The organism is Amycolatopsis sp. NPDC006125, from assembly GCF_040614195.1.
Taxonomy (GTDB): Bacteria; Actinomycetota; Actinomycetes; order Mycobacteriales; family Pseudonocardiaceae; genus Amycolatopsis_E; species Amycolatopsis_E tucumanensis.
In genome coordinates this window covers 15,714-42,249 of sequence record NZ_JBEXTZ010000051.1, presented here as the reverse complement: position 1 = coordinate 42,249, position 26,536 = coordinate 15,714, and the positions used below count along the sequence as shown (strand labels likewise).

Annotated in this window: 24 protein-coding genes; 9 read left to right on the top strand and 15 right to left on the bottom strand. The window is 66.6% G+C overall.

Translation table 11 applies throughout. From position 1 onward, the window contains the following. Window positions 1–82: 82 nt before the first annotated feature. Window positions 83–1,081, bottom strand: coding sequence for an AraC family transcriptional regulator (locus ABZ193_RS24795; protein WP_027936095.1), 999 nt, complete (start codon window positions 1,079–1,081; stop codon window positions 83–85). A 165-nt stretch (window positions 1,082–1,246) separates the two neighbouring features. Next, window positions 1,247–2,647 carry a tryptophanase gene (locus tag ABZ193_RS24790; protein WP_235716179.1) on the bottom strand — a complete coding sequence of 467 codons (1,401 nt, stop codon included), beginning with the start codon at window positions 2,645–2,647 and terminating at the stop codon, window positions 1,247–1,249. A 123-nt stretch (window positions 2,648–2,770) separates the two neighbouring features. Between ABZ193_RS24790 and ABZ193_RS24785 the strand changes: the two genes are divergently transcribed. From ABZ193_RS24785 to ABZ193_RS24775, 3 genes are all read left to right on the top strand, one after another. Further along, the gene (locus tag ABZ193_RS24785; RefSeq protein WP_020419521.1) at window positions 2,771–4,465 is read left to right on the top strand and encodes a GGDEF domain-containing protein; all 1,695 of its coding nucleotides are present in this window, start codon (window positions 2,771–2,773) and stop codon (window positions 4,463–4,465) included. Between the two features lie 250 nt (window positions 4,466–4,715). Continuing rightward, entirely contained in the window at window positions 4,716–4,934 is a 219-nt protein-coding gene (locus tag ABZ193_RS24780) for a winged helix-turn-helix domain-containing protein (protein ID WP_202961448.1), read from the top strand. A 132-nt stretch (window positions 4,935–5,066) separates the two neighbouring features. Next, complete coding sequence (locus ABZ193_RS24775; protein ID WP_020419519.1) at window positions 5,067–5,717, top strand: hypothetical protein; 651 nt, start codon at window positions 5,067–5,069, stop codon at window positions 5,715–5,717. 8 nt (window positions 5,718–5,725) lie between these two features. Here the strand turns inward: ABZ193_RS24775 and ABZ193_RS24770 are convergent, their stop codons facing one another. The 7 genes from ABZ193_RS24770 to ABZ193_RS24740 form a co-directional block, all read right to left on the bottom strand. Continuing rightward, window positions 5,726–6,673, bottom strand: coding sequence for a helix-turn-helix domain-containing protein (locus ABZ193_RS24770; RefSeq protein WP_020419518.1), 948 nt, complete (start codon window positions 6,671–6,673; stop codon window positions 5,726–5,728). 12 nt (window positions 6,674–6,685) lie between these two features. After that, on the bottom strand, window positions 6,686–7,588 hold the full coding sequence (locus tag ABZ193_RS24765; protein WP_162146049.1) for an AraC family transcriptional regulator: 903 nt from the start codon (window positions 7,586–7,588) through the stop codon (window positions 6,686–6,688). 220 nt (window positions 7,589–7,808) lie between these two features. Continuing rightward, window positions 7,809–8,855, bottom strand: coding sequence for a (Fe-S)-binding protein (locus tag ABZ193_RS24760; protein ID WP_084506125.1), 1,047 nt, complete (start codon window positions 8,853–8,855; stop codon window positions 7,809–7,811). Beyond that, entirely contained in the window at window positions 8,852–10,228 is a 1,377-nt protein-coding gene (locus ABZ193_RS24755) for an FAD-linked oxidase C-terminal domain-containing protein (protein ID WP_027936094.1), read from the bottom strand. The genes ABZ193_RS24760 and ABZ193_RS24755 overlap by 4 nt, the downstream gene beginning before the upstream one ends. Window positions 10,229–10,233: 5 nt before the next feature. Continuing rightward, window positions 10,234–11,082, bottom strand: a complete 849-nt coding sequence (locus tag ABZ193_RS24750) for a fumarylacetoacetate hydrolase family protein (RefSeq protein WP_027936093.1) — start codon at window positions 11,080–11,082, stop codon at window positions 10,234–10,236. A gap of 15 nt (window positions 11,083–11,097) precedes the next feature. Beyond that, complete coding sequence (locus ABZ193_RS24745; RefSeq protein WP_020419514.1) at window positions 11,098–11,490, bottom strand: RidA family protein; 393 nt, start codon at window positions 11,488–11,490, stop codon at window positions 11,098–11,100. Further along, complete coding sequence (locus tag ABZ193_RS24740) at window positions 11,487–12,761, bottom strand: aminotransferase class III-fold pyridoxal phosphate-dependent enzyme (protein ID WP_020419513.1); 1,275 nt, start codon at window positions 12,759–12,761, stop codon at window positions 11,487–11,489. The genes ABZ193_RS24745 and ABZ193_RS24740 overlap by 4 nt, the downstream gene beginning before the upstream one ends. A 234-nt stretch (window positions 12,762–12,995) precedes the next feature. Between ABZ193_RS24740 and ABZ193_RS24735 the strand changes: the two genes are divergently transcribed. Next, entirely contained in the window at window positions 12,996–13,817 is an 822-nt protein-coding gene (locus tag ABZ193_RS24735; RefSeq protein ID WP_020419512.1) for an IclR family transcriptional regulator, read from the top strand. Window positions 13,818–13,822: 5 nt separating this feature from the next. Here ABZ193_RS24735 and ABZ193_RS24730 read toward each other — a convergent pair whose 3' ends face one another. From ABZ193_RS24730 to ABZ193_RS24720, 3 genes are all read right to left on the bottom strand, one after another. Further along, window positions 13,823–15,310, bottom strand: a complete 1,488-nt coding sequence (locus tag ABZ193_RS24730; protein ID WP_020419511.1) for a M81 family metallopeptidase — start codon at window positions 15,308–15,310, stop codon at window positions 13,823–13,825. 296 nt (window positions 15,311–15,606) lie between these two features. Further along, window positions 15,607–16,731 (bottom strand): pyridoxal-phosphate dependent enzyme, encoded by a 1,125-nt coding sequence (locus ABZ193_RS24725; protein WP_084506124.1) that lies wholly within the window; start codon window positions 16,729–16,731, stop codon window positions 15,607–15,609. After that, window positions 16,715–17,686 (bottom strand): succinylglutamate desuccinylase/aspartoacylase family protein, encoded by a 972-nt coding sequence (locus ABZ193_RS24720; RefSeq protein ID WP_084506123.1) that lies wholly within the window; start codon window positions 17,684–17,686, stop codon window positions 16,715–16,717. Before ABZ193_RS24720 ends, ABZ193_RS24725 begins: the two co-directional genes overlap by 17 nt. 314 nt (window positions 17,687–18,000) lie before the next feature. On the opposite strand from ABZ193_RS24720, the gene ABZ193_RS24715 reads away from it, so the two are divergent. The 5 genes from ABZ193_RS24715 to ABZ193_RS24695 are packed head-to-tail and all read left to right on the top strand — an operon-like array spanning window position 18,001 to window position 23,567. Further along, complete coding sequence (locus ABZ193_RS24715) at window positions 18,001–19,647, top strand: ABC transporter substrate-binding protein (protein WP_084506122.1); 1,647 nt, start codon at window positions 18,001–18,003, stop codon at window positions 19,645–19,647. Between the two features lie 11 nt (window positions 19,648–19,658). Beyond that, the gene (locus tag ABZ193_RS24710) at window positions 19,659–20,609 is read left to right on the top strand and encodes an ABC transporter permease (protein ID WP_020419507.1); all 951 of its coding nucleotides are present in this window, start codon (window positions 19,659–19,661) and stop codon (window positions 20,607–20,609) included. Further along, window positions 20,606–21,499: an ABC transporter permease gene (locus ABZ193_RS24705; protein ID WP_051123572.1), complete on the top strand. Its 894-nt coding sequence runs from the start codon at window positions 20,606–20,608 to the stop codon at window positions 21,497–21,499. The genes ABZ193_RS24710 and ABZ193_RS24705 overlap by 4 nt, the downstream gene beginning before the upstream one ends. After that, the gene (locus ABZ193_RS24700; RefSeq protein ID WP_202961446.1) at window positions 21,496–22,530 is read left to right on the top strand and encodes an ABC transporter ATP-binding protein; all 1,035 of its coding nucleotides are present in this window, start codon (window positions 21,496–21,498) and stop codon (window positions 22,528–22,530) included. Before ABZ193_RS24705 ends, ABZ193_RS24700 begins: the two co-directional genes overlap by 4 nt. After that, a complete protein-coding gene (locus ABZ193_RS24695; RefSeq protein WP_051123574.1) occupies window positions 22,527–23,567 on the top strand; it encodes an oligopeptide/dipeptide ABC transporter ATP-binding protein in 1,041 nt (346 codons plus the stop codon). Before ABZ193_RS24700 ends, ABZ193_RS24695 begins: the two co-directional genes overlap by 4 nt. Window positions 23,568–23,577: 10 nt before the next feature. On the opposite strand, the gene ABZ193_RS24690 is transcribed toward ABZ193_RS24695, so the two are convergent. From ABZ193_RS24690 to ABZ193_RS24680, 3 genes are read right to left on the bottom strand one after another with little or no spacing between them, the layout of a single operon-like run. Continuing rightward, complete coding sequence (locus ABZ193_RS24690) at window positions 23,578–24,228, bottom strand: NeuD/PglB/VioB family sugar acetyltransferase (RefSeq protein ID WP_020419503.1); 651 nt, start codon at window positions 24,226–24,228, stop codon at window positions 23,578–23,580. Beyond that, complete coding sequence (gene neuC, locus ABZ193_RS24685) at window positions 24,225–25,394, bottom strand: UDP-N-acetylglucosamine 2-epimerase (RefSeq protein ID WP_020419502.1); 1,170 nt, start codon at window positions 25,392–25,394, stop codon at window positions 24,225–24,227. Before neuC ends, ABZ193_RS24690 begins: the two co-directional genes overlap by 4 nt. Before the next feature lie 9 nt (window positions 25,395–25,403). Further along, on the bottom strand, window positions 25,404–26,525 hold the full coding sequence (locus tag ABZ193_RS24680; RefSeq protein WP_162146048.1) for a DegT/DnrJ/EryC1/StrS family aminotransferase: 1,122 nt from the start codon (window positions 26,523–26,525) through the stop codon (window positions 25,404–25,406). Window positions 26,526–26,536 lie beyond the last annotated feature (11 nt).

The following is a 26,536-nucleotide window of genomic DNA, read 5'->3' as shown; positions in this document are numbered from 1 at the left end:
GACGCGGAAGCTACGAGCGCCGCCCCGCCGACACGATCCGTTCGGCGCACGGTTTTGTCCTCATCACGCACGATTCGCCCCTTCACAACTCCAGTAGACGTCCAGACCGTCTGTGCAACGTCGCGTTGGGTGATTCACCGAACCGCTCCCGGTAGGCCGCCGCGAAGCGGCCGTGGTGCATCAGCCCGTACTTGCTCGCGATTTCCCCGACTGTCGTGACCTCGACCTGAGCGGCCGACAACTCGTCGTGCACCCGCTGCAGCCGCACACCGCGCAGGTACTCGCTGGGCGAGCTGCCCAGCTGCTCCCGGAAAGCCTTCTGCAGCGCCCGCACACTCACCCCGGCCTGGTGGGCCAGGCTGCCCGGCGTGTGCGGGGCCTCCGGATGGCTGTGGATCAGATCGAGCGCCGCCCGCAGCGACCGCGAGGGCACCGGGCGGTCCCGGCCCTCGATCATCGCCGTGTAGTTGTGCGGCTGCGCGAGCAGCAACCCGGTGATCAGGTTGCGCTCGAACTGCTCGACGGCGGCCGGGTGGGAGAGCATCGTGTCGGGCTGGTCCAGCTCCGAGACGCCGTAGGCCAGCTCCCGGTACCAGCTGCGGCCGTAGCCGCGGGTGATGTCCATGCCCAGCCGGAACCGCACGGGCTCCGACACCGAGCCGCCGATGAGCTCGGCCAGGCGCGCCTCCAGCGCCGGCCGCTCGATCCGGATGACGAACTGGGCGCAGTCGTCGGACAGCCGCATCCGCAGCGGGTCGTCCGTGCCGACCACACCGGCCGTGTCCGGCGCGGAGTTGATCTGCTCGCGTCCGCACTGGACCATGCCCCGGCCGATCACCGGAGCCAGAACCACGTAAAAGGAGCCGAGCTCGCCGGGTTCGACGCGCACGTCGGTGCCGTAGGCGACCACCGCGATCGCCACGTTCTCCAGCCGCCGGCAGTTGACCTTGGTGTTCAGCCGCGGGTTGCGGCCGACGGTGTTCATCGAATGTGGGCAGAACAGGCGCCCCACCCGCTCGCGGGTCTCGTCGACGTCTCGCGAGTGGAAGAGCCGGTACTTGTCCAACGGCAGTACTGTCATGTCCCGGGCAGTCGAAAAAGATCAACGTACGGTGGCGCCGACTCCCATACACCTCCAATGCACCACTGTCCGTTGTTGGCCGTTCAATTGCTACCGACGAACGGGCGAATTTGCCATGTGCAATTTGCATCCGACGCGTCGGACCCCGGTTGATCAGGGGTTTTACTATTCGGCGGCCGGTCGCAGGACCGCCGTGAACTGTCGAAGGGCACCTCCCTGCTCGACGATGCGGTAGCCGGTCAGCTGGTCCGCCTTCGACCAGACGCCCTCGGCCACGTCGACGACGTGTTCGAGGTGGCTCAGGGTGTAGACCCGGCGCGGCAACGTGAACCGCACCAGCTCGCGCGGCGCGGGCACGTCCGGCCCGCCGTCGGGGTCCCGCCTGCCGAAGACGAGCGTCCCCAGCTCGGTCACCCGCACCCCGCCCGCCAGGTAGAGCGCGTTGGCGAAGGCGGTCGCGGGCAGCTGCTGCGGCGGGATGTGCGGCAGCATCGCGCCCGCGTCGACGTACACCGCGTGGCAGCCGGTCGGCTGCAGCACCGGCAGTCCCGCCAGGCCCAGCTGCTCGCCGAACCAGCGCGCGCACTCCGCGCGGTACCGCAGGTAGTCCGGTTCGACGACCTCCAGCAGCCCCTCCGCGAGCACTTCCAGATCGCGCCCGGCGAGACCGCCGTAGGTCGGGAACCCCTCGAACGCGATGAGCTGCTCGCGGGCACGGGCGGCGAGACCGGCGTCGCGCAACGCGATCAGCCCGCCGATGTTCGCCATGCCGTCCTTCTTGAGGCTGGCCCAGCAGCCGTCCGCGAGCTCGAAGACCACGCGGGCCACCTCGCGCGGCGACAGGTGCCCGTAGCCGTCCTCGCGCTCGGTCACCAGGTACGCGTTCTCGGCGAAGCGCGAGGCGTCCAGGTACAGCGGAACGCCGTGGGCGTCGCAGAGCTGCCGCACGTCCTTGACGTTGCGCACCGAGACCGGCTGCCCGCCGCCCGCGTTGTTGGTGATGGTGAGGACGACGCACTTCACGCGGTCGGCCGAGGTGCGCAGCAGGTCCCGCAGCCTGCCGGCGTCCAGGTCGCCGCCGAACGGGTTCAGCTCCCCCGGCGCGACCGGCACCGGCAGGTCGACCGCCTGCGCGCCGGCCGCTTCCACGCTGGCGCGCGTGCTGTCGAAGTGCGTGTTGCTGACCGAGATGTCGCCGGGCCGCAGCAGCAGGCCGAGCAGGATCCGCTCGGCCGCGCGTCCCTGGTGGACCGGCAGGATCTCGCCGTAGCCGGTCAGGTCGCGCACGACGGCCTCGAACCGCTCGAACGACCGCGCGCCTGCGTAGGACTCGTCGCCCCGCATGAGCGCGGACCACTGCGCGGCCGACATCGCCGCCGTGCCGGAATCGGTCAGCAGGTCGATGGTGATGGCACGGGCGGGCACGCGGAAGAGGTTCCAGCCCGCCGCCACGAGCGCGTCGCGGCGCTCCTCCGCGGTGGGGAACGGGATCGGTTCGACCGCCTTGATCCGGAACGGCTCCATGAAGGGCGGCACGGGCGGCTCCTCGCTGGTCAATTCGGACAACCAGACCAGCCTGGAGCGACCGCCGGGCGTGGCGGTAGGGGCCAGTTCGGGCTCCATGGTGAGCTGGGACACAATCGGCGCGCGAACGGGCCGCCCGGCCCGGCGACGGCGGAGGATTCACGTGTGGAAGCAGCGGCCGACGACGTAGGCTTCGCCTTTCAACCGCTCTACAGCCTGAACACCGGCGGCGTCGTCGGTGTCGAAGCCCTCGCCCGGCCCGCCACCGGGCGGATCCACGACCTCCTGCGCGCCGCCCAGCGCCGCGGACGCCTGGTCCACGTCGACGCCGGCCTCGCCGCGCAGGCGGTCCTCGCCGAGGCCACCCACGAGACGCTGCTCCCCCTGCACCTGAACCTGACCGCGCTGTCGGCCGCGGCGCCGCAGCTGGTGCTGGACCCGCTGCTCGAATCGCTCGGGCGCACCGGTCGCCGTCCACGGGAGATCGTGCTGGAGATCGGCGCGCCGTTCCACGGCGTCTCGCCGAAGGCGCTGCTCGCCGGACTGGAGCGGTTCGCCGAGCTGGGTTTCCGCCTGGCCTTCGACGGGCTCGGGTCCGGCGACCTGCCGCTGAACCTGCTCGCCGAAGCCGGCGTAGCCCTGGTCAAGCTCGACCGCACGACGCTGCGGCGGCTGCCCGGCGAGGCGGCGGCGGTCGCGCTGGTCGAGTCGCTCGTGCACTTCACCTCGCGGACCGGCATCCGGCTGGTGGCGACCGGGATCGAGGCCGAGGAGCAGCTGTCGGCGGCGCGGCGGCTGGGGGTGCGGATCGTGCAGGGCAACCTGTTCGCCCCGGCCCGCGCCAACGCGATGCCCTCCGGTCTGGTCACCGCGCCGCCTGGGCCCGCGACGCCGGTGCCGCTGACCAGGGCGGCCGCGCCGCGCGTGGACGACTTCCGGCACCCCGCGACGACGCTGCCCGACGACGCGACGTGCGATGAAGTCCGGCGGGTGCTGCTGGACCACGACGCGCCGAGCGGGATCGTCGGGATCGACCCCGCCGGACGGCCGCGGTGGTCGATCGACCGCGCCCGGTTCCTGCTGGACCTGACCGGCCCGTACGGGCACGCGCTGCACGCGAACAAGGCGGCCGCGCGGCTGGCCGACCCGCCGCGCACCATCCGCACCGGAGCGGGCGCGCTGGAGCTGCTCGACCTGGTCGCCGACGCCGACCTCACCCGCACCGCCGACGACATCATCGTGGTCGGCGCGGACGGCGAGTGCCTCGGCGTGGTTTTCGTGACCGAGATCGTGCGCGCGATGGCCGAGGCGAAGATCGAGGAGGCGGCCGCGCTGAACCCGCTGACCCGGCTGCCGGGCAGCGACACCGTCGCGCGCGAGGTGGACCGCCGCATCGCCGCGGGTCGGCCGCTCGTCGTGGCGTGGCTGGACGTCGACTCGTTCAAGCACATCAACGACACGGTGGGCTTCGCGGCGGGCGACGACCTGATCCGGGCGCTGGGGCGGACGCTGACGGATCTGGCGGCGAAGCTGCGCAGCGTCACGGTGAGCCACGTCGGGGGCGACGACTTCCTGATCGCCTGCGACATCGACGAGATCCCGGCCGTCGCGGACACCCTGCTGGGCACCCCGTGGACGGCCGAGCACCTGACGGTCACGGTCTCGCTGGCGACGGTCGTGTGCGCCGGCACGGCGGCGAAGTCCTACCGCGAGGTTTCCCGGCTGCTGGCGCCGCTGAAGAAGCGCGCGAAGGACGTGCCGGGGTCGAGCTGGGTGAACAGCTGGCCAGGCACCGACCGTTTCGAGATACTGCGTGGACAGGGCCACGACTCAATGCGCGTCCCAAATCAAGTCCGCTGACAATTGTGCGCCCGTTCTGGCTAACCCGCTCGGGTGACGACAGTGAACAACTGACGAATTCGGCGACCGTTTCGCATTTCGCCACCCGGTAGGGTGACAGTGCAGGCCTCTTCGTGATCAACCCCGTCATAGCGCGCACAGGCGCATCTTGGAGCAACCGTGAAATCCGCCCCTTTTAACGCCGTTCTACCTTCCTCCCGTGACCGTCCCAGAGTTCGATCCCACCGCGAAGCCGGGGTACATCTACGAGATGATGGCGGACCACCTGGAGGCCCGCATCGAGGCCGGTGAGCTGCGCCCGAACACGCCGCTGCCGGCGGAACGACGACTGGCCACCGAGTACGGCGTCTCACTCGGCACGGCGCGCCACGCGACCCAGATCCTCCGCGAACGCGGCCTGGTGTTCACCATCCGCTCAAAGGGCACCTTCATCGCCGACGAGAATCGGAGAAGGCGCCATCAAACGTGAGAGCTTCTCAAAGTAACAGTCGAAAGGCAATAGTCCTACACTGATACACCCACCTACTTCCGCACGAACAGTGTCAAACTAGAGTGCGGATGCACGTGCATTAGCATCACCGGTGTTGCTTGAGGAGTGATCGTGGTTCCCGATCTGCCCGCGAACCCGCTGTCGATCGAACTCACGCTCACACACAGCCGTTTTTGGTGGCAGATCGACGACGAGGATGAGCAGCCGGAACAATGGGACGCGTCAGCCGACGTCTCTGAGCTCGACATCTGCCCGGTTGACCTGCGCCACGTCGGGACCATCTCACTCGTTATCGCGGATTTGACGAAAGAGCGCAACCTGCTCGACTCGGTGGTACTCGGTGAGTGGGCACTGGAGTTCATCGCCGAGACTGTGATCGACCCGGACCAGGGCAAGCTCCACCCGGAACTGGACGCGCAGATCAGTCAGGGGCCGCCGCGAATGGTCATCCTACGGCGCGTCGAGCTCGTCGAGCCGTGGCGCGGTCACGGCTTGGGGGCCGCCCTCATTGCCAGCGCGCTGCGCATACTGTCGCCCAACGCCCGTCTCGCCGCTTGCCGGGTCTCGCCCCTTGATTTCGCCCGTCCCGGTTCGGATCGGATCGCTGCGGAACTCTCCAGCCTTCGAGCTGGCAACATGCTGGAGCGCATCGGGTTCCAGCGCTGGCGAGGTGTCCACCTCGTCGACTTGCGCGACGCAGCGCTGGTGGACGCTCGCATGGACTTACTGGACCAGTGGTGGCCTCGCCAGGACGAGGACTGACAGCCGCGCTAGACGGACGACCCCCGGCGCTGCGTCTGCTGCGGCGTTTCGCCGAACCTTCGCAGATACCACTGCTGGAACTGCTCGTTGTCCCGGAAACCCATCCGGTCCAGGGCAGCTGTGAATTCCCTGAGCCCGCCACCCGATTCCAGGAGAAGCGCGTGCACGCGGTCCAAACGCACCCCACGCAGGAACTCGTGCGGTAGACAGCCTTCGTACCGTTCGAAGGCCACCAGGAGATCTTTCAACCCAGTACCTGCCTCCGCGGCGTACTCGCTCATGGTTGTGTCCGCCACCGGATTCGTGCGCATGAGCAACTTCACGAAGTTCACGGTCTCGAATCCGACGACAGACCGTTCTCCTTCGGTTGTCGCTTCGCTGTGCTCATGGGACTGGTTGCGCAACAGCCAATCGACGAAGACGTGATCCGCATAGCGAGCGAACCTTGAGCGTCCCCCGACGAAGAACCGGTTGACGGTGGTCGCGAGCGTGTGCCCCGGATCGGCGACCAAGGCAACCTCCGGGCTGAAGGTGATCGTGTCGTTGGGCCAGAACCCCGCCAGACGCACGAGCCTTCCGTGCATGACGTGCTGCTCGATCCTCGCCACCTTCAGCAGGCAGTCTGCCTCCGGCGCGATGGCGAACTGCTGGTCCGGGGACACGGTTACGATGCCGCCTGGCCCGACATCGAGGTACGCGCCGCTGTGCCGGCACATGCATCGTCCCTGCAGGACGATCAGGGAGACGTAAGCGTGCCTTGGCGTGTTGAGCCGGGCAATGACCGGTGCGCCGTACGTCAGCATCGCCGACACCGCGCTGGTGCCGCTCCGAGTTCGCATGCGCATGTCGATCTCGACATGCTCGCCGGTCCGCCTCAGCTCGTGCTGTCCGAAGATCGGTTCGACGGCGGAGCGGGCCAGGGCGAGATCCCGGGTTCGGAAGTACGAGTCAGCCATCGTGCGTCCTCCTCATTGACGGAGCGTCAGGTCCGGCGTCTCGCCGAACGCGGCTTGGTACCAGGGGACGAAGGAGTGCACATCGAACCCCCAGCGTTGCGTGACTTCGTTCAGTGTGACGTCGCGGGGGTCAGCAGTGAGCAGATCACGCCGAGCGCGTTGCAGACGAACCCCCAACAGGTGATCAGCGAGGGTCGCGCCGCGGTGATGCTTGAACGCGGCCCTCAGGTGGCGCAGGCCTACGCCGAGGTCCCGCGCGACCGCAATCTCCGTCGGCGGCACCCCGGACCCCGTCTCGATCAGCTCCACCGCACTCCGGACCAGTCGTGCGGAAGCCGGCTTCACGGGCTCGTCGATCACCGAGCTGTAGTTGTTGTGCTGGACAGCGAGAAGCTGGAAGATCATCGCCTGCTCGAACCTGTCGATACGGACCGGGGAGACCAGCACCGCATCCCGCTTGTCCACACGTGCGACGCAATCCAGCAAGGACCTGTACCAGGATCGGGGCGCGCCGTAAGCCACGTGCATGCCCAGCTCGAACCGTACGGGCTGCCGGAGATCCTCACCGAGGAACCCCGTGAGCACGGTTTCGACTGCGGACGAGTCAATCCGGAGGAGGACCAGACAGCTGTCCGCCGTCAGGGACATCCGAAGCGGTTCCCGGGACGAGCTCACCACGATGCGATCACGAGTGGCCAGGACTTGGTCCTGGCCCGAGCTGACGGTGCCCTGTCCACGCAGGTGTGCCTGGACCACGGAGAAGGAGCCGGTCTCGCCCGGCTCCACGAGAACAGGTGCACTGTACTCCACGTAGTTGACCACGAGGTGGTGCAGCCTTGTCGAGTTCATCCGCGCGTCGAGGGGCCAACGAGGATCGATCACGTCGAGGCGGTGCGGACAGAGCACTCGCGACATCTCGTCCCTGACCTCGTCAAGATCACGGGACCGAAAGAGTGCGAACTGATCTAATGGTCGTTGTTGCATGATCTACTATTCATCGCGAAGGCGGATAATCGATCAAGGCCACGCGGTTTGCTCGCTTGACCCTTCTCAGCCATGAAGAACGAAGTTCAACGGCCTTCATAGTACTCACGGCGGAGCGGCGAACAAGGCCGCCCGGGGAGCAGAAACGAGTTTATTCCGCCGCGATCACGAGGAGTTCCGCGATGTGCACGGCACGTACGTGCGACTTTCGCTTGCGCAATCCAGTCCGCAGTTGCCGGAGGCAGCCCGGGTTCACGGCAACAACATAATCGAGGTTCGCCCGCTCAATCTCGTCGATCTTCGTTTCTAGAATCCTCTGACTGTCTCGCGGACGAAGGATCGAGTACGTACCCGCCGCACCACAACAAGTCGCCGCGGACGGCAGCTCAACGTACTCGGCGACGACACGGAGGAGCTCGCGAGGTTGACGGGAGACCCCGAGACCATTTCGCAGATGACACGAATCCTGCAAGGACACGCGCGCCGGCCGGTTCCCGATAGTCACCTGACCTTCCGGCACACCACTTTCTACCAGATACTCACTGAATTCCCTCACCCGATTCCGGCCCAGTTGGCGCGCGAGGTGGGCAGCGCACCCGCCGGAGGTTGTGACGATCACCCCACCAAGTCTGTCTCCCAACGCTTTCGCCATCAGCGCACCTGCCCAGGAGTCACCGTTGTGTGCGTGGAGCGCACCACAACAACCCTGGTCGGCCGGTACCGCAAGGGCAGGCACAAGCCGCTTCGCCGCCCGGGACACCTGCGGGAACAGGCCTCGCTCAGCACATCCCAGCATGAGCGAAGGCCCATCCTTCGTCGCCGAACTCCGTGCATGCCTGCGGAACCACCCCTGGGCCCGCACCACCCGGGTCTGGGCGACCAGGAACATCAAGAGCCGCGCACGGAGCGGAGCCTTGCTGCCCCGCCACTGATGATCGCGCCACTGTTCGAGCAGATCCCCGTACTGGACCCCGGCTGGGCACACCGGTTCACACGCGCGGCATCCCAGACAGTACGCGGCTTGTTCCACCAGTGTCGGGTCCTGGTCGTCGAGCTCCCCGGATTCCAGCGCTCTCATCAGCGAGATCCGTCCACGCGGCGAAGCCGCTTCCTGCCCAGTGGCCTGATACGTCGGGCATGCCGGAAGGCAGAACCCGCACGAGATGCACCGGGCCAGCAGCTCATTGTCGAAGATCATGATCCGAGCTTCCCCGGATTGAGGATTCCGGCTGGATCGAATGCCCTTTTGATCCGGCGCAGAAGTTCGACCTGTTCCTGCCCCAGACGTTCGCCGAGGAACGGCAGTTTCGCCGCACCAACGCCGTGCTCACCGGTGATGGTGCCATCCAGGCGAATGGCAGTGCGGAAGATTTCGGCGAAAGCCTTGTGCGCACGCTCCACGGCGTCGCCGTCATCGGGGTCGAGGACACACGTCGGATGGAGGTTGCCGTCTCCAGCATGCCCGAAAGTGGCGATCCGGATATCGAAACGGTCGGCGATCTCGTCGATGCGGCTCACCATTTCCGCCAGCCTGGGTCTGGGCACGCTCACGTCCTCGAGGATCGTGAGCGATCCGAGCCGCGACAGCGCCGGCAAGGAGCACCTGCGCGCCGCGAGCAGTGCTTCCGACTGGGCGACGTCCGGCGCGACCGTGACCTCGATCGCGCCGGCCTCCGTACAGATCCGCCGCATCCGGGACATGTTTCCTGTGACGACTTCGGCCGGGCCGTCGTCGCCGAAGAGCAACATCGCACCGGCCTCGCGTCGCAACCCCAGTCCGGTGTAGTCGTCGACGACGCCGATGCACTTCTTGTCGAGGAACTCCAGAGTCGCCGGAACGATCCCGTTCGCGATGATCTGGCCCACGGCGTGGGAAGCGGCCTCGAGTGACTCGAAATAGGCTACTCCGGTCAGTGTTTCGGCTGGTTTTGGCAGGAGTGCGACCGTCGCCTCCGTGATCACGGCAAGCGTGCCTTCAGACCCGGTGAGCAGGCGGGTCAGGTCGTAGCCTGCGACATCCTTCCAGAGCCGCCCACCGGTGCGGATCACCTCGCCGGTGGGGAGGACCGCCTCCAACCCCAGTACGTAGTTCCGAGTCACCCCGTATTTCAGGCCGCGAAGACCGCCCGCGCACGTGGCGATGTTGCCGCCCACGGTCGCGGTCACGCGGCTGCTCGGATCAGGCGCGTACAACAAGCCTCTGGCTTCGGCACACTCGGCGAGGCGAGCGGTCGTCACGCCCGGTTGGACCCGGGCGAGCATCTCGTCCGTGCTGATCTCGACGATGTGCGTCATACGGGTCATCGACAGCACGACCCCGCCGCGAACCGGAACGGTCGCAGCACACAGGTTCGAGCCCGCACCGCGGGGCACCACGGGAACTCCGCGGTCGCTCGCGAGGCTCAAGATCCGCGACACCTCGCTGGTGGTGCATGGGAACACCACAAGACCCGGCGGCTGGTGGAACAGCGGAGTGGCATCACGCGCGTAGACCGACAACTCCCCCGGCGCCGTCCGGACGTGGTCCGGCCCGACGATGTTGGCCAGCGCGGACGCGAAGTCGTGGTCCACGTGCGTCACGCCTGCCCGCACACAGATCGCTGCCGGCCGAGGCCGGTGATCTCGATCTCGACGACATCGCCGCTACGCAGGTACTCGAACCGCCCCGACAACGCAACCCCCTCGGGGGTTCCCGTGTTGACGAGATCACCCGGTTCGAGAACGAGGAACTGCGAAAGGTGCCAGATGATCTCGTCGACAGTGAAGATCATGTCCGAGGTCTTCGAAGCCTGGCGCGCCTCGCCGTTCACCCAGGACCGCAGCTCGAGCACCTGCGGATCCGGCACGTCGTCTGCCGTGACCAGCCAGGGGCCCAGCGGGTTGAAGGTTTCGCAGGACTTGCCCTTGGACCACTGTCCTCCGGGACGCCCCAGTTGGAAGGAGCGCTCGGACACGTCATTGGAAACCACATAACCCGCGACGCAACTCCTGGCATCCTCCGGCGTCTCGAGGTACCGCGCGCGTTTGCCGATGACAACACCGAGTTCGGCCTCCCAGTCGGTCTTGGCCGACCCGCGTGGGATCAGCACGTCGTCACGAGGACCGATGATGGTGTTCGGCGACTTGTGGAAGAGAATCGGCTCGCTAGGCGGCTCGTCGCCGGACTCCGCGGCGTGCGCCGCGTAGTTCTGGCCGATGCAGTAGATGGCCGACGGCCTCGCGATGGGCGGAGCGACCCGAAGCCCGCTTACGTCGATCTCGAACAACGCGTTGGTCTCCAGTGCTGCCCGCACTCGATCCGGTCCGCCTGAAGACCAGAACGCACCGTCGATCTCCGGGGTGATCGGCATGAGGTCGTAGTACCGGCCTCCCTGGCACACGACCGGGCGCTCGCTACCAGGCTCGCCCAGCTGCATCAGCTTCATCAACAACTCCGGCATTCAGGAAGTGGACGGACGGGAGTCGCCCGCGTAGGCGATGACGTCCAGTTCGAACTTGATCCGTTCGGTCAAGCAGTTCGTCAACGTGGTCCTGGCAGGTAACGGCGGCTGGAAGTACTCGGCGTAGATCCGGTTGTACTCCGGCAGGTCCTCGGCGCGTTGGAGGTAGGCGCCGACCTTGACGACGTCGCCAAGCCCGAGCCCGAGATTTGCGAGGATGCCGATGACGTTGTCGAAGGAACGTCGCATCTCCTCCTCGAACGTGCCGGGCACGATTTGCCCATCGGAGCCCACAGCCGCCTGTCCCGACACGAAGACGAAGCCACCGGCGCTGAAACTGGGGGAAAACCGCGACTTGTTGCCGTCGAGGCTTGCCCGCTTCGCGGCCGTCATCGACCGGCTCCATCACGGAGGGCAGCCTCGAAACGGGTCAGCGCTGCGTCCAGTTCGTCGCCGCCGTGGCTCGCGGACACGTACCAGACGCCTCTGCCGGTAACCCAGATTCCGTGCTCGACCAGCGATTTCGCCAGCCTTTCATAACGAGCGAGGTCGAGTTGCTGCAGCGACCGGTAGTCGGAAACGTCGGCGTCGCCGAACGACACGTGGAACGCCGCCGGCACCCCCTGCACCCGCAACGGCAGTCCGAATTCGACACCGAGGTCCCGCAGCCCCACGATGAGGCTTCGCGAGTGTTTGGCGATCCGCTCGTACGGCGGGTCCTCCAGCAGGCTCGTCAGTGCCGCGGTTACGGCGGCTGTCGCCATGACCGAGCTGTTGAAAGTCCCGGAGTGGTTCACTTCTCCGGTTCCGAAACGGCTCATCAGCTCGCTGCGCCCCACCAGAGCAGAAACCGGGAAGCCGCCTGCCAGCGCTTTGCCGTAGGTGGCCAGGTCGGGCGTGACTCCATAACGTTCCGCGGCGCCACCCAACCCCAGCCTGAAACCGGAAATGACCTCGTCGAAGATCAGCACCGCGCCGAACTCGGTGCACAGCCGGCGCACCTCTTCCAGGTAACCCGGTTTCGGCTCGATGACTCCAGCGTTGATCATGAGTGGCTCCATGATCACGGCCGCGATCCGGTGCTGTTCCAGCGTCTCTGCCACCTGGACCGGATCGTTCCAGGGCACAACCACGAAATCGTCCAGATGACTCTCGAGCTGTCCTGCGCTCGCGGTTCCCCAGTGACCGTCTCGCGGGCTCGTCAGGACGTTGTCCAGCCAACCGTGGTAGTGGCCCTCGAAACGCATTACCTTCGTCCGCCCTGTCGCCGCGCGAGCCAGGCGCAAGGCAGCCTGCACCGCCTCGGTACCCGAGACGCCGAACCGCACCATCTCCGCCCAACCCACAGTGCGGCAGACGAGTTCCGAAGCTTGCACCTCGAGCTCGTGCTGCCCTCCGAAGATGACGCCGTTCCGGCAGGCCTCGAACACGGCGTTGACGACAGCTTCCGGTGCGTGTCCAAGGAAGTTCGGGCCCTGGCCGAGCAGGTAGTCGACGAAGTCTCGCCCGTCGACGCTGTACAGCCAAGCCCCTTTGGCCCGCTGGATGAAATCCTGCGCGCCGCTCAATCGGACGTTGGAGTGCACTCCCCCGGGGGTTCGCAACTGCGCACGTTGCCTGAGCTCGGCGGAACGCAGGCACGTCCCCGGCGAGTCGTTGAGCATGGAAATCCCTCCCGCGCCGCCGAACGGCCGACACCCCTCCTGCCGGGAACCCGCCGAGCTGCGTTTCACTAGATAAAACTGACAATCTATTGTGCTCAAGGTACGGCTCATTCGATCAGGCCGTCAAGGGGGCGCGTTCAACCAGCGGTGAAGCCCTTGGCCCCCTGACAGTCGATCGCGCAGCTGACTAAGCTCTGAAACAATCACATTGGCAACCGAAACGAGGAGGAAGACGTGGCTCGCCGTCGCAAGCAGGACCCGGACGACACCGCTTCGGGCGGAAGCGCTCGCGTAGAAGAGGAGCGCGACTACTCGGTACGCGCCGTCGAACGCGTATGCCTGATCTTGAACCTGCTGCAGGAGTCCGTCGACGGCATCACCCTCAACGAGGTCGCCCAGACGACCGGCTTGCCGAAGTCCTCGGCGTTCCGCTACCTCTGGACTCTGGAGAGCCACCGCTACGTCGAGCGCGACGAGGAACGCGGTCTGTTCCGCCTCGGCCTCGGCTTCGTCGGGATGCAGTCGAGGCACCTCGAGATCCTGCGCGAACGCGCGCGCCCGTCACTCGCAGCGCTGCGCGACGAATTCGGCGAGACGGCGAATCTGGGGCTCCTCGACGGGGACCACGTCATATACATCGACATCGTCGAGAGCAGGCGTGGCGTGCGCCTGGCCGCCGCGCGCGGCGATCACGATCCCCTGCACTCCACCGCGTTGGGCAAGGCGATCGCGGCGCACCTTCCCGAGGACCGGGTTCGCAGCCTGCTGGAGACCACGGGGCTACCTCCTCGGACGTCCAGCACGATCACTTCGCTGGACGACTACTTGGATGAACTCGCCAAGGTGCGCCGCGCCGGCTATGCCGTGGACAACGGGGAGAACGAGGAGGACGGTCGCTGTGTCGCGGTACCGCTTCTCGCGACACACCTGCCGGCAGCGATCAGCGTGAGCGGGCCTGCCTCCCGTTTCTCCATGCAGGACGTGAAGCGAGTGGCCAAGACGCTGATCGAGGTGGCTGCGGGGATCGCCACGAACCCGTTGACCGAGGAGCGTTGATCCGGTCAACGGTTTCGGTAGACGACTTGGTCTTCGAAGGGGTACATCGGCCTGCGCCGGTGCAGGTACTCGAAAGCGCCCAGGTTCATGGCCGCGATGCCTGGCGTGTCCACAGTGACGAGTTTCTGCGCGACGGGGGCGTAGGCCGCCCGGGGGGCGTTGCATCCCTTCGCGACCACCACCCGGTAATCCCGGACGTCGATGCCCAGCGAGCGGTACTGCTGCAGGCTCGTGTTGGCTGTCTGCTTGCTCATGACCACCAGCGTGTGCCCGTCTGAGGTGTCCAGCACAGCGGTCGGACCCATGTCGAAGAACCGGAACCCACCATGTGTGGGTCGAGGCTCCTCGAAACGCCCATCGGCCAGCCGGCGCACGACCGCCTCGACCCGGACCGGTTGACCGGCCGAATGCGGATGGCGCGCGCCGACCTCGAGGGCCACCTCAGCCCCCTCACCCGCATCCATGCACTCCGCGACTGTTTCCGGGTCCCACAGGGTCTGCAGCAAGGAACGCACTCCTACCTGCTGGGCCACGGCCAGGATGACAGTCGAGTCCCCGGGTGCTCCACCCCCCACGTTGTCACCCACGTCCAGCAGAACCACTGGGCCGGCGTCAGCGTTCCGCGCCAGGTCGAGCGCTGCCCGCACGTCATGCCCCTCGCCCTGCAACTCGCCACGACAGGACCAGATCTCGTCCGCGAGCTCGTCCGCGGCCGCCGCCGCTGCCCGCGGATCCCCGTCGTGGATCGAGATGCACGACATGCCCATGTGCGACACGTCCGCGTACGGGAACCCCTCGACCACGCTCGCGGAAAGCATCCCGGGCCGATTCTTGATAGCGGCAGCAGTGGCCACCAACCCGGCCATGGGCTCCTCGTCTGTGGTCTGACGCGCGATGTTGACGACGAGAGGCAGTTGCCGCAGCGCTTGGACCGGTCGAACCTCCTCCCGGATCGCCCGCACCAGCAACCGGGCGCAGTCCACTGCCCTCTCGGCGGCGTCGACGTGTGGGTTCGTCTGGTACACGAGGGTGATCGTCAGCGCGTCGATCAGCTGCTGGGAAACGTTGGCGTGCATGTCCAAGACCGCGCCCACAGGCACATCAGGTCCCACGGTCGCGCGCACCATACGCGCCAGCTCCCCATCGGCGTCCTGCACGTGCTCGGCGACCGCCGCACCATGAAGCGCCAACAGGATCCCGTCCCACGGACCATCGGCAGCAAGGCGATCTACCATCTCGGTCGACAGCTGCTCGAAGGCGTCCCGGGTGATCGGTCCAACCGGGTTGACCCTTCCGAACAGCAGCGGGACGAGTTCGAAGCCGAGTTCCGAGCTCGCCTGGATAAAGCCCCCGATCGTCGCGTGCGAGCTCGCGAACTTGTCGATGATCTCGCCGTCCCGGTAAACGCCGCCCTCGTTGAACAGCTCAAGATCCGCGGCGATGGGCGAGTACGTGTTCGCCTCGTGGTAGATGCCCAGAGTCGCTATCCGCAACGGTACCTCCTGGTCGAAGACTCGGATTGGCGGGAAAAACAGTCAAGCCACCACCATCGCGCCAGCGGCGCGGGAAGCCTGCCGGATCGCCAGGCGACTGCGCCGGCGTTCTCGTCCAGCGCAGTGGCTCCTCCGCTGGTGGGTCCTCCTGGAGCTGCGCCGTGAGCGCTCGAGCAGCTCCGTCAGGTCACAAGCCCTGGCTTGACGCGGTCTCGGAGATCCACACACTGGCTCTGCCACCGCAGGTGACCAGGGCGGGCACGGTGTCCTGTCCCACTGGTTTCAGGCATGGCCGGTCACCGCACCTCCGACAACGTCGCGGATACGCTGGCCCTCCGCGACGACATCCAGTCGTCCACATTTGTGGCGACATCCCGGACAGCGACTGTGCGCAGGCGCTCGGCGTCTCCGTGGAACCGGTTGAGATCCTTCCACCCGGCTCCTGTGACGACCAGGACGACGTCGTCATGCGAACCGATGCGACCCCTCCGGACGTCGTCAATGAGGACGGCCAGGGCGCACGCGGACGCAGGTTCGGCGAAGACACCCTCGGTAGACGCCAGAGCACGCTGCGCTTCCAGGATGGCAGTGTCCGGAACAGCCCCGGCCCATCCTCGGGTGCTTCGCACCGACTCAGCGGCGCGCCGCCCGTCCGGCGGACTCGGCAGTTGAAGAGCCGAGATGTCACTGTTGCAGGCACCGACATGCGGATGGTCGATCTCACCGGCGAGGTAGCGCGCGATCGGTGCGCAACCGGAAGGCTGGCACGCGACTACCTTCGTCCTCGATCCGCGGCTTCGCAACCCCCGCGCGATCGCCACCAGAAGCCCGCCACCGCCAGTCGGCACGTAGAGGTGCGACATGCTGGGCGCTTGCTCGGCCAGCTCGTAGCCGATGGTGTCGGCGCCGCGCATCCCCTCGGGATTGAACTCGTGCGCGGTGATCCCCAGGTAGAGGTTGTGCCGTTCCGCTGCCGCCCGCACCTCGTCGAACAGCCCTCGTTCGGCCGCCCTCGTCGCCGCCCTCCCGACACCCTCGACCAGGAGCAGCTCGGTCGCGTAGGGCAGGATCGACAGCCGCTTTTCCGCGGGTGCGGACGCCACCATGCAGAGGCACCCAGGCAAACCCGCGCGAGTTCCGTACGCCGCCATCGCCATCCCGGCGTTGCCCGAAGACGTCGCGATCCACCCGGACATCCCGTCACGCCGGGCCAGGGACACCGACATCGCCGCTATGCGGTCCTTGTAGGAACCTGTGGGGTTCAACGACTCGAGCTTGGCACGAAGTCGCGCCAGACCGAGTTCGGCCGTGAGCCGGGGAAGCTCGACGAGTGGCGTGTCACCCTCACCGAGACTCACGAAGCTGGTCACCGGAGGCAGATCGGCGGCAAAGCGCTCCAACCCACTATGACGATCTGTCATGTCCGCTCCTGTTCTCCGCACTCGCGTCGGCCATCACGAACAGCACGTCGCCGCGTCGTACGCGTGCCTGCCTGCGCAGGAACATCACGAAGCCGGCCTTCGTCGCGCACACGGCTTGGACCTCGTCGCCGTCGAAGGTGTACAGGTGCCCGATCTCAGCGCCGGCCTGAACGAACGCCCCCGCGCCAACCGCCGTGACGAACAGACCGTCGCATCCCGACTGCATCCCGCTGTCGAGATCGCCGGTACCGTGAACCCATTGCGCGGGCGCGGCCGGGGAGCGCGTGAAGCGCTCCGACACCATCCCGTTGGCGGCCATGACCGAAAGCACGCCACGCACGTACGCGTCGAGCTCGGCTTTCCGGATCTCACCACCACCTGAACACTCCGCGTAGATAGAGGGTATGCCTCGTTCAGCGGCAACGGACAGGCTCCGGCCGGTCGAAGGTCTCGGGTGCTGCCAGATCATCGGCGCTCCGAAGGCTTCTGCGAAGGTACGTGACTCCCGGGAGGCAGCGTGTCCCTCCGAGAAGCCGCAGAACAGCGGCATGCTGTAACGGCTACCCGCGGAGTGCAGGTCGATCAGCACATCCGCTTTCAGGAGGACCTCGCTAGTCAGCCCAGCGGCCACGGCAGCCGTGGGACCGGCGTGGGCGGCTCCCGGAAAGCTCCGCGCCAGGTTCTCTCCATCGAGGGGACTGGTCCTGCTTGCCGCGGCCCAGGCCGCGGGATGCGCGCGGGCAACCGCGAGCACCGTGCCGGAAAGATCGATCCCGGCGAGTTCGCGCACGACCCGCAGGACCGCGAGCACTCCCTCGTCCTCGTCCCCGTGAACCCCGCCAAGAAGCGCCAGCGTCGGTCCAGCCCTGCGTCCCCGCACCCTGATCAGGCACGAGCCGCCGGGAAGGACCTGATGATCTGATTGCCCTCCCTGACCTGGGCTGAATGCCGTCATGCCGATTCGAACGAGATCACTCGCACCTCCGCCGTGGGCCAACCTGGTTTCATCTGGCGAACCACATGTCTCAGATGAGCATACATCCGCCCGCAAGCAGCCATGGCGTGTTGACACGAACTTGAACAGGATGTCTCATGTGATGAAACTTCATGCGGCCATCGGCGATGGTGATGCCCCTGGCGCACCGATCACTTCGTGACGCAGCCGCCTGCGAACTCGCCACCCGCAGAAACAGCAAGCACGCATCTTTCCGGCCAGCTGGTTCCGCCGAAGGACTCCCCCGACAAACACCCCTCAACTAGGAGCGAGACATGTCGCCCAACCCCCAGATGAACCGCCGGACCCTCCTACAGGCCGCCGGATTCACTGGTATCGCCCTCACCACCGGGGCCTTGAGCGCAACACTCAGTTCCTGCGGAACCGGCGGGAACAGCACCTCGAACGGCCTCGCCGCCTCAGGCACCGCTGCCAGCGGAAGCGCACTCCAGCCAGGGCAGAGCCTCGAAGGCACGATCTACAGCGATGTGATCGGCCCCCTTCCTCGTGGCGGAAGCCTCGACATCACCCTCACGTTCCCGTCCGCGACACTGAACATCCTTTCCACCACCGCCTCCAACACCCAGTGGTACGCCGACCCGTGCCACGATTTCCTCGAGCGCTTCGACACCCGCGGAAATCTCGTGCCCTCGTTGGCGCAGAAGCTCGAGTTCGTCAACCCCACGACATACCGTTACACCCTGCACGAGGCTCGCTTCCACAACGGCCGCCAGGTCACGGCCGACGATGTCGTCGCCACCGTCGAACAGGTCCGCAGCCCTGCCCTGGGTTCCAACCGCGCAGGCGCCTTCCGCGATGTCCAGGTGAAGGCCGTTGACGTGAAGACCGTGGAGTTCGTTCTTCCCGCACCCAACGCGGGATTCCGCTACAACCTTCCCGGCTTGTGCATCGCTCCCGCCGAGGCCCTCAACCAGCTCGGTGACAGTCCGATCGGTTGCGGCCCGTACCGCTTCGAACGGTGGGTGAAGGACTCGTTCATCGACTACACGGCTTTCCCCGATTACTGGAACAAGGAGCTGCCACGGCTCGACCGGCTCCGGCTCACCCTCCGCACCGACCAGCAAGCGGCAGCCCAATCGATGCGCGCTTCGCAGACCGATGTGCTGGACGTCGTGCCAGCGGCGCAGGTTGGCGCGTTCAAACAGCTGGTCGATTCCAAACAGTTGAACGGCGTCACCTATTCCGCCGGTTGGACTTTCGCCGGCCTCAACACCCGATCACCCGCTCTCGCCGACCCACGTGTCCGTCAGGCACTCGCGCTCACCGCGGATCGGGCCACGATCGCACGTGTCACCGGCGGCGGTCTCAACGAACCCTTGTGCACCGCCCCCTACCCGCCGTCCGACAGCAACTACCCCAAGAACCTCGACTACAACCGGGACGTCGCGAAGGCGCAGTCCCTCATGCAGCAGGCGAACGCGAGCAACCTGACCGTTAACATCCTCACCATCGACGCGGTCTCCGAGGCCGCCGCGACGGTGCTGCGGAGCAACTGGGGCGAGATCGGAGTCACCGCGAACATCTCGCGCGTCGACGCCCCGACCTACGTCAGCCGACGGACCAAGGGCGATTTCGAAGCCGTTGTCAGTCAGTGGTTCCTCAGCCCGGAGCCGTCCTACGTCATCGATCCGCTCTTCTCGTCAAAGGGAACCAGCAACTTCTGGGGCTACAACAATCCCCGCGCCGACGAACTCATCGTGCAGGGGCGCACCACCTTCGATCCCGCGCAACGCGCGTCCATCTACAACGAGCTGTTCAAACTCATCTTCATCGACGAACCGACGATGATTCCGTTGTCCACGGCCGGCCGCCTCATGGTCTACAAGCCCGGCGTCAACGGTGACATGATCGTGCCGAGCTCCCTCGGCTTGTGGCGGTACGCAATCGCCGCCAAGAGGTGAATAGGGGGAACATGTCGCGGTTTCTTCTCGGTCGCCTGGGCGCAGGCCTGGTCACCGTCTTCGTAAGCACCCTCGTCGTCTTCGCGATCGTGCGGTTCATCCCGGGCGATCCGGTGTCCGCACAACTCGCGCAGGGCGGCTTAAGTCCGGAGGCGCAGGAAGCTCTGCGCAGCCACTACGGCCTCGATCACTCGATACCTGTCCAGTACCTCACGTGGATGGGCTCGATCCTGCACGGTGACTTCGGCAGTTCCTTCCTGACGCAGGAACCGGTGGTCACCGAGGTCGCCAGCCGGATATCCCGGACCATCTACCTTGCGGCCGCGGGAATCCTCGTAGCACTCGCGGTCGCCGTGCCTGCAGCCATCGCTAGCGCTCGGTACGCAGGCCGGCGCGCCGACGTCACGATCGCGACCGGCGTCTCGGTCCTGATCTCGATCCCGAACTTCATCATCGGAATCCTGCTGATCGTGGTGTTCGCGGTTCAGCTGCGCATCTTCCCAGTCGCAGGGTACGTCGATCCGACTGCCGATCTGGGCACCTTTTTCCAGAGCATGGTTCTTCCCGCGCTGACCATCGGTCTTCCGGCCTCCGCGGTCATCGCACGTGTGCTGAGATCGAGTCTGCTGGACGAAATGCGCCGGGACTACGTACGTACCGCGGAGGCCCGTGGGTCGTCGAGAATGCGAACGATCGTCCGGCACAGCCTTCGAAACGCGTCGATTCCCACAGTCACGATCGTCGGACTCCAGGTCGGCTACCTACTCGGCGGCGCCTTCGTCGTCGAACTGCTCTTCACGTACCCGGGAGTCGGGCTGCTGCTTCTCAACTCGATCACCCAACGGGACTACCCGACCATCCAGGCCTGTCTGCTGTTCTTCGCAGTCGCTTTCGTCATCGTGAACCTGATCACCGACATCCTGTACGCGGTCCTCAATCCTCGACTGAAGGTGCAGCAATGACGGCCGTCGAGACAACCAGCCGGGCGCCACGGGCAGTGATGCGGACATTGCGACGCGCTGCCACGCGCAACTACCGGGTGACCATTTGCACCACGCTGCTCACACTCGTCGCGATCGCCGCGGTCTTCGCGCCGTTGCTCGCCCCCTACGGACCGCAAGACCTGGCGGTCGGTGAGCCGCTTTCGCCACCATCACCCGAACACATCTTCGGTGTCGACAACTTCGGACGCGACCAACTCAGCCGGATCCTCGACGGTGCGCGGATCAGTTTGGGGATCTCGGCGATCGTCACGATCGTGAGCATGGCGCTGGGCGCCCCTCTCGGCTTGATCCTGGGGTACCGGCGAGGCCGGGTCGATTTCCTGGTCAGCAGGTTCCTCGACCTCCTGTTCGCGTTTCCGGGCATCCTGATCGCGCTGGTGCTCGCGACCGCTCTCGGGCCAGGCTTGACGACCGCGGCGATCGCGATGTGTGTCATCTACGTCCCGCAGGCGACAAGGTTCGTCCGTGGTGTGGTCGCTTCGGAGAGTGTCAAGGACTACGTGGTGGCCGCGAGAACAGTCGGCGCGTCCGGTTTTCGCGTGATATTCGTGCACATCCTGCCCAACATCCGCTCACAACTCCTCGTCATCACGACGCTGGTGCTGAGTTTCGCGGTCCTCACCGAAGCGGCGCTGTCGTTCCTCGGTGTCGGCGCACAAGCTCCGAGCTCCAGCTGGGGCCGGATGCTGACCGACGGCCGCGATTTCCTCATGACCCAGCCTTTCCTGGCAGTCGTACCGGCGCTGGCCATCGCTGCGCTCGTGCTGATCCTCAACGGCCTCGGAGACGGTCTGCGTGACCGCCTCGACACCGATGCCGTGACCGTCGACCCGAAGGCAGCACCGTGAACACTGAACTGAAACCCGGTTATGCGATCCCGTCCGGCGAAAGCACACTCGAGCCATCGTCATTGCTCGAGGTCGACGACCTCACCGTGCGCTTCCGCAGGAACCGCCGGACCCTGGAGGCGGTGCACGGGATCTCCTTCAGCCTGTCCGCCGGCGAGTCACTGGGTATTGTCGGCGAGTCAGGGAGCGGGAAGTCGATCACTGCCCTCGCGATGATCCGCCTGCTCGACCCGATGACATCCTCGGTCTCGGGCGCAGTTCGCTTCGCCGGGCGTGACGTCTTCACCCTGTCACCGAGAGCATTGCGCAAGGTGCGTGGAGCCGACATCGCCTACGTCTTCCAGGACCCACTGGGCTCGCTGAACCCGTCCATGCGCATCGAGCACCAACTCACCGAACCGCTCCGGCTGCACGGGCTCGCTCACGGGCGCCAGGCGCGCCAGCGTGCGCTCAAGATGCTCGAACTCGTCGGCATCAACGATCCCGCGCGACGGCTTCGCCAGTACCCGCACGAAATCAGCGGTGGCATGCGACAGCGGGTGATGATCGCCGGAGCGCTCATCACGAATCCGAGCGTGGTGATCCTGGACGAACCAACGACGGCCCTGGATGCCACGATCCAGGCACAGATCCTGGAGCTACTAGCCGACCTGCGCAAACGACTCTCGATGGGCATGCTCCTGATCAGTCACGACCTCGGGGTCGTGGCGCAGGTGACCGACCGGGTCGCGGTGATGTACGCGGGGCGCATCGTCGAAACCGGTGCCACCGCGGAAGTACTCGCCGCACCCCAGCACCCGTACACCCGCGGGCTGCTCTCCTCACGTCCACGGCTCAACGCTCCACGTACGGCAGCGTTGACGCCGATCCCGGGACAGCCGCCCACCCTCGAGGCGCACCCGCAAACCGGCTGCGGCTTCGCGCCGCGATGTCCACTCGCCGACGACCACTGCCGAAGTGCGCTTCCGCCGCTGGGATCGCAGACCCACGCGGCTGCGTGTTGGAAGGCGACACCGGGGAGGGCGGCGTGACGTCGCAGCAGGCGCAACCGACCACACAAGCGCGAACCACGGGAAGTCCTGACGTCCTCGACATCTCCGACCTGCACGTGCACTTCCCGGTGCGAAGCGGGCTCAGAACTGTACGGCAGCTCCGGGCTGTGGACGGTGTTTCGCTCACGATCGCTCCCGGCGAAACCCTCGGTCTGGTGGGCGAGTCCGGGTCCGGGAAGTCGACGGTCGCACGAGCCGTGGCGCGCATCGAGTCGATCACTTCCGGCTCCATCACGTTGAGCGGCCGGGACATCACTACAGGACGTCCTGACCAGCGCCTGCGGAGATCCGTTCAAATGATCTTCCAGGATCCCCGGGCGAGCCTGAACCCGCGCCACACCATCGAAGCCGCTGTGCGGGAACCGCTCGACATCCACCGCATCGGCGACCCCGGACGCCGCCGCGACGTGGTCGTCGAGCTGTTGCGCAAAGTCGGCCTGGACGCCGCACACCGGAACCGGTTTCCACATGCCCTCAGCGGCGGGCAGTTGCAGCGGGTGGCGATAGCTCGAGCCCTGGCGGTCGAACCGGAGCTCCTGCTCTGCGACGAGCCGGTCAGCTCCCTGGACGTCAGCATCCAGGCTCAGGTGGTCAACCTGTTGAAACAGCTCCAGAACGAACTGGGTTTGAGCTACTTGTTCATCGCCCACGACCTCGCGGTCGTCCGCAACCTCTCGCACCGCATCGGCGTGATGTACCTCGGCGCACTCGTCGAGACGGCCCACTCCGACGACCTGTTCGATCGACCGATGCATCCGTACACCAAGGCGCTGATCGACGCGATCCCTGAGGTCGAAACTGATCCCACGCGCGAAAAGATCGTCCTGCGGGGCGAGGTGCCGAGTCCGTTGTCCGTGCCGAGCGGCTGCCGGTTCCGGACCCGCTGCCGCTGGGCACAGCCCCGCTGTGCGACCGAGCGTCCGGCTCTGCGCCCGATCGCCTCGACGAGCACACTCGTGGCCTGTCACTACGCGGAGTCGATCGAAAACAGCGAGCGAACTGGGGTGCCGGTCTGATCCACGACGCTCACGAGGGCGTCAAGCCTGCTCTGCCGGGTAGCGGGCGCGCCGGCACGCCCGCTACCCGTTCACCTCCGGGCACGTCCCGGACCACTACCGCCCCGGCGCCGATGACCGCCCCGTCACCGACGCGGCGTCCCGGGTGGATGAACGCGCCGACCCCGATGTGCACGCGGGAACCGACAACCGCCCCGCCCCCGATCGCCGCCAGCGGGCTGACGGTCGTGTAGTCGCCCACCAGAACATCATGACCGACCACAGCGTTGACGTTGACGAGCACGTGCCTTCCCACAACCGCATACGACTCGATGCAGGCGCCTGCCAGGAGCAGGTCGCCGGCACCGAGCTCCACCGCGGTTTCGAGATGTGCACCGGCATGGACGAGCGTGGCCGCCCGCCCTCCGCGCTCACACGCGTATGCATCGATCCGCTCCCGGGCAGCCGGATCTGCCACGCCGATGACGAATTCCGCCGCCAGCTCCTCGAACAGCCGATCCGGTCCGAGAACCGGGATCCGCTTGTCCGGGTCCTCTTCTCCGAGAAAACCAATCAACCGGTAGCCGGCGCCTCCGCGGTTGGCGCCCTCGATGAGGGCTTCCATCCGGCGGGCCAGCCCACCGGTTCCGAACACGACGAGGTTCTTCATGCTGTCGTTCATCCTCGGACCTCGAATTGAACATCGTGGAAAGCTTTCCGCGGCTTGCCGACCGGTACGGCTCGCAGGATCCCCGCGATCCGCTGCGCGGCGTGACCGTCCCCGAACGGGGAGGTCGAACGGTTCGTCAGCTCGCGGTGAGGTTCGGACATCGCCCGGTGCAGTGCCTCCGCGATCTGATCCGCGCCACATCCGCTGTCGATGACCGAAGGCGCCCGCGGCCGCCCGTCCTGGCGCGAGCCGATGTTCACGGTCGGGGTTCGCAACGCGGGGGCCTCGACCAACGCGCTCGAGGAATTCCCCGCGACGACATCGGCATGGTTCAGGAGGGACAAGTAGCGGCGCTGCCCCAGCGACGGTACGAGGACCGCCCGGTCGGCGTGGTCGGCGACGAACCGGGAAATCCGCCTCGCGATCCGCCCACCACCGGCGTCCACGTTGGCTCCGGTGAAGACGGCGACGTGGGTCTTCATTTCGCCGAGTGCGTCGAGCAGGCCGTTCAGTCCCTCGTCGCTCCCGTCCGGGTCGGCGGTCGCGGGGTGATATGTGACCGCGATGAGTCGCGTCTCGTCGGGCAGGCCCAGGTCGTCGAGAAGTTCACCGCGCGACATCAACGGGAGCGTCCGCACCGAGTCGAGGCCCAGCGCGCCGACGCAGTGCACCCGCTCCGGGGCCTCCCCCAGCTGCACCACCCGGCGACGGAACTCAGGTGTCGCGGTGAAGTGGAGGTCCGACAGCTTCGTGATCGCATGCCTGAGCGAATCGTCCAGAGCGCCTTCGGTGATCTGCCCGCCCGCGATGTGGGCAACCAGCCGGCCTTGCAGCATGGCCACGGTCGCCACGGCCAGCGCCTCGTACCGGTCTCCGAGTACGACCAGGACATCGGGGCCGATGCGGTCAAGCGCATCTGCGTAGCCGAGCACGCCGACTCCGAACGACTTCGCCACCGCGGTGGGCGTGTCCCCGCACAGGACCATGTCGACGCGACCGCCGATCGGGAATCCGTCACGCTCGATGACCTCCACGGTGTGTCCCTGGCCGTCGACGAGGTGCCCGCCACTGACCAGCAACCGGAGATCGATGTCCTGGTCACGGTGCAACTCTTCGATCAGGGCGAGCAGCGGCCCGTAGTCGGCGCGAGACGCGGTGAAAACGCAGATTCTTCGCATGGCCTGCCCTCACACTGCCGAGTCGTGGCGTGAGTGCGTGCTGTTCAGCGCAGCGCGAAGACTGACGACGACCCGCTCCTGATCGCGCTCGGACAGGTGCGCCGAACTCGGCAAGGACACGCCTCGGCCGTGGAGCTCCTCGGCCGTCTCGCCGGCCAGCCGTTCAACGTCCCGATACGGCGCCTGCAGGTGGAGCGGGGGCCACAGCGGCCGCGCGTGAACTCCGGCTCCCTCGAGGCAGGCCACTACCGCCGCAGTGCTGGAGGCGTCGTTCAGTAGCACCGAGTAGAGCCAGAACGTCGGATCCGCCCAAGGGGCGTGCGGTGGTGGTGACGCCGGCAAGCCGTGTAGCGCGCGTCCGTACCGAGCGCTGATTTCTCGTTTTGCGGCGAGCAGGTCATCGAGGCGCTCGAGTTGCCCAAGACCGAGCGCGGCCGCGACGTTGGTCAGGCGGTAGTTGTAGCCGACGGTGTCGTGCACGTAGTACTTGCCAGCGGTGTTCGCCTGTGTCGTGAGGTGTTTGGCCATGGCAGCCCGCTCGGCGTCATCAGTCGTGATCATTCCGCCACCACCGGTTGTGATCAGTTTGTTGCCGTTGAAGGAAAAACATCCGAAGTCGCCGATCGCGCCCGCTCGCGCGGGCGCCGGCTTTCCCGCCACCCACGCGGCACCGAGGGACTCCGCGGCATCCTCGACTATCCGGATCCCGAACTCTGCCCTGAGCTCCAGCAGCGGCTCCATCCGCGCCGGGTGTCCGAGCACGTGCACGACTTCGACGATGTCCGGGATCCGACGTCCTGTCCTGGCGCGGTATCGCACCGTGTCGTAGAGCATTTCGGTGTTCATGTTCCAGGTGTCGCGCTCGCTGTCCACGAGCAACAGGTCGGCACCCGTGTACGAGACCGCGTTGGCCGAGGCGATGAACGTGAAGTCGGACAGCGCGACCTGTGTGCCCGGCCCGGCTCCAGCCAGACGCAGCGCCACATGCAGAGCCGCGGTGCCGGAAGAACACGCCACGGCGTGACGCGTACCGATGACCCGCGCGAAGGCGTGCTCGAACCGTTCGACGAACGGACCGACCGAGGAGACGAACCCGCTGTCCAAGCACTCCTGTACGTAACGCCGCTCCACGTTTCCCAGAG

Coding starts and splice junctions, on each gene's coding strand:
- ABZ193_RS24795 (WP_027936095.1), bottom strand. CDS start 1,081: ATGACAGTACTGCCGTTGGACAAGTACCGGCTCTTCCACTCGCGAGAC.
- ABZ193_RS24780 (WP_202961448.1), top strand. CDS start 4,716: ATGATGGCGGACCACCTGGAGGCCCGCATCGAGGCCGGTGAGCTGCGC.
- ABZ193_RS24770 (WP_020419518.1), bottom strand. CDS start 6,673: ATGGCTGACTCGTACTTCCGAACCCGGGATCTCGCCCTGGCCCGCTCC.
- ABZ193_RS24765 (WP_162146049.1), bottom strand. CDS start 7,588: ATGTCGCGAGTGCTCTGTCCGCACCGCCTCGACGTGATCGATCCTCGT.
- ABZ193_RS24760 (WP_084506125.1), bottom strand. CDS start 8,855: ATGATCTTCGACAATGAGCTGCTGGCCCGGTGCATCTCGTGCGGGTTC.
- ABZ193_RS24750 (WP_027936093.1), bottom strand. CDS start 11,082: ATGAAGCTGATGCAGCTGGGCGAGCCTGGTAGCGAGCGCCCGGTCGTG.
- ABZ193_RS24745 (WP_020419514.1), bottom strand. CDS start 11,490: ATGACGGCCGCGAAGCGGGCAAGCCTCGACGGCAACAAGTCGCGGTTT.
- ABZ193_RS24740 (WP_020419513.1), bottom strand. CDS start 12,761: ATGCTCAACGACTCGCCGGGGACGTGCCTGCGTTCCGCCGAGCTCAGG.
- ABZ193_RS24725 (WP_084506124.1), bottom strand. CDS start 16,731: ATGACAGATCGTCATAGTGGGTTGGAGCGCTTTGCCGCCGATCTGCCT.
- ABZ193_RS24720 (WP_084506123.1), bottom strand. CDS start 17,686: ATGACGGCATTCAGCCCAGGTCAGGGAGGGCAATCAGATCATCAGGTC.
- ABZ193_RS24715 (WP_084506122.1), top strand. CDS start 18,001: ATGTCGCCCAACCCCCAGATGAACCGCCGGACCCTCCTACAGGCCGCC.
- ABZ193_RS24710 (WP_020419507.1), top strand. CDS start 19,659: ATGTCGCGGTTTCTTCTCGGTCGCCTGGGCGCAGGCCTGGTCACCGTC.
- ABZ193_RS24705 (WP_051123572.1), top strand. CDS start 20,606: ATGACGGCCGTCGAGACAACCAGCCGGGCGCCACGGGCAGTGATGCGG.
- ABZ193_RS24690 (WP_020419503.1), bottom strand. CDS start 24,228: ATGAACGACAGCATGAAGAACCTCGTCGTGTTCGGAACCGGTGGGCTG.
- neuC (WP_020419502.1), bottom strand. CDS start 25,394: ATGCGAAGAATCTGCGTTTTCACCGCGTCTCGCGCCGACTACGGGCCG.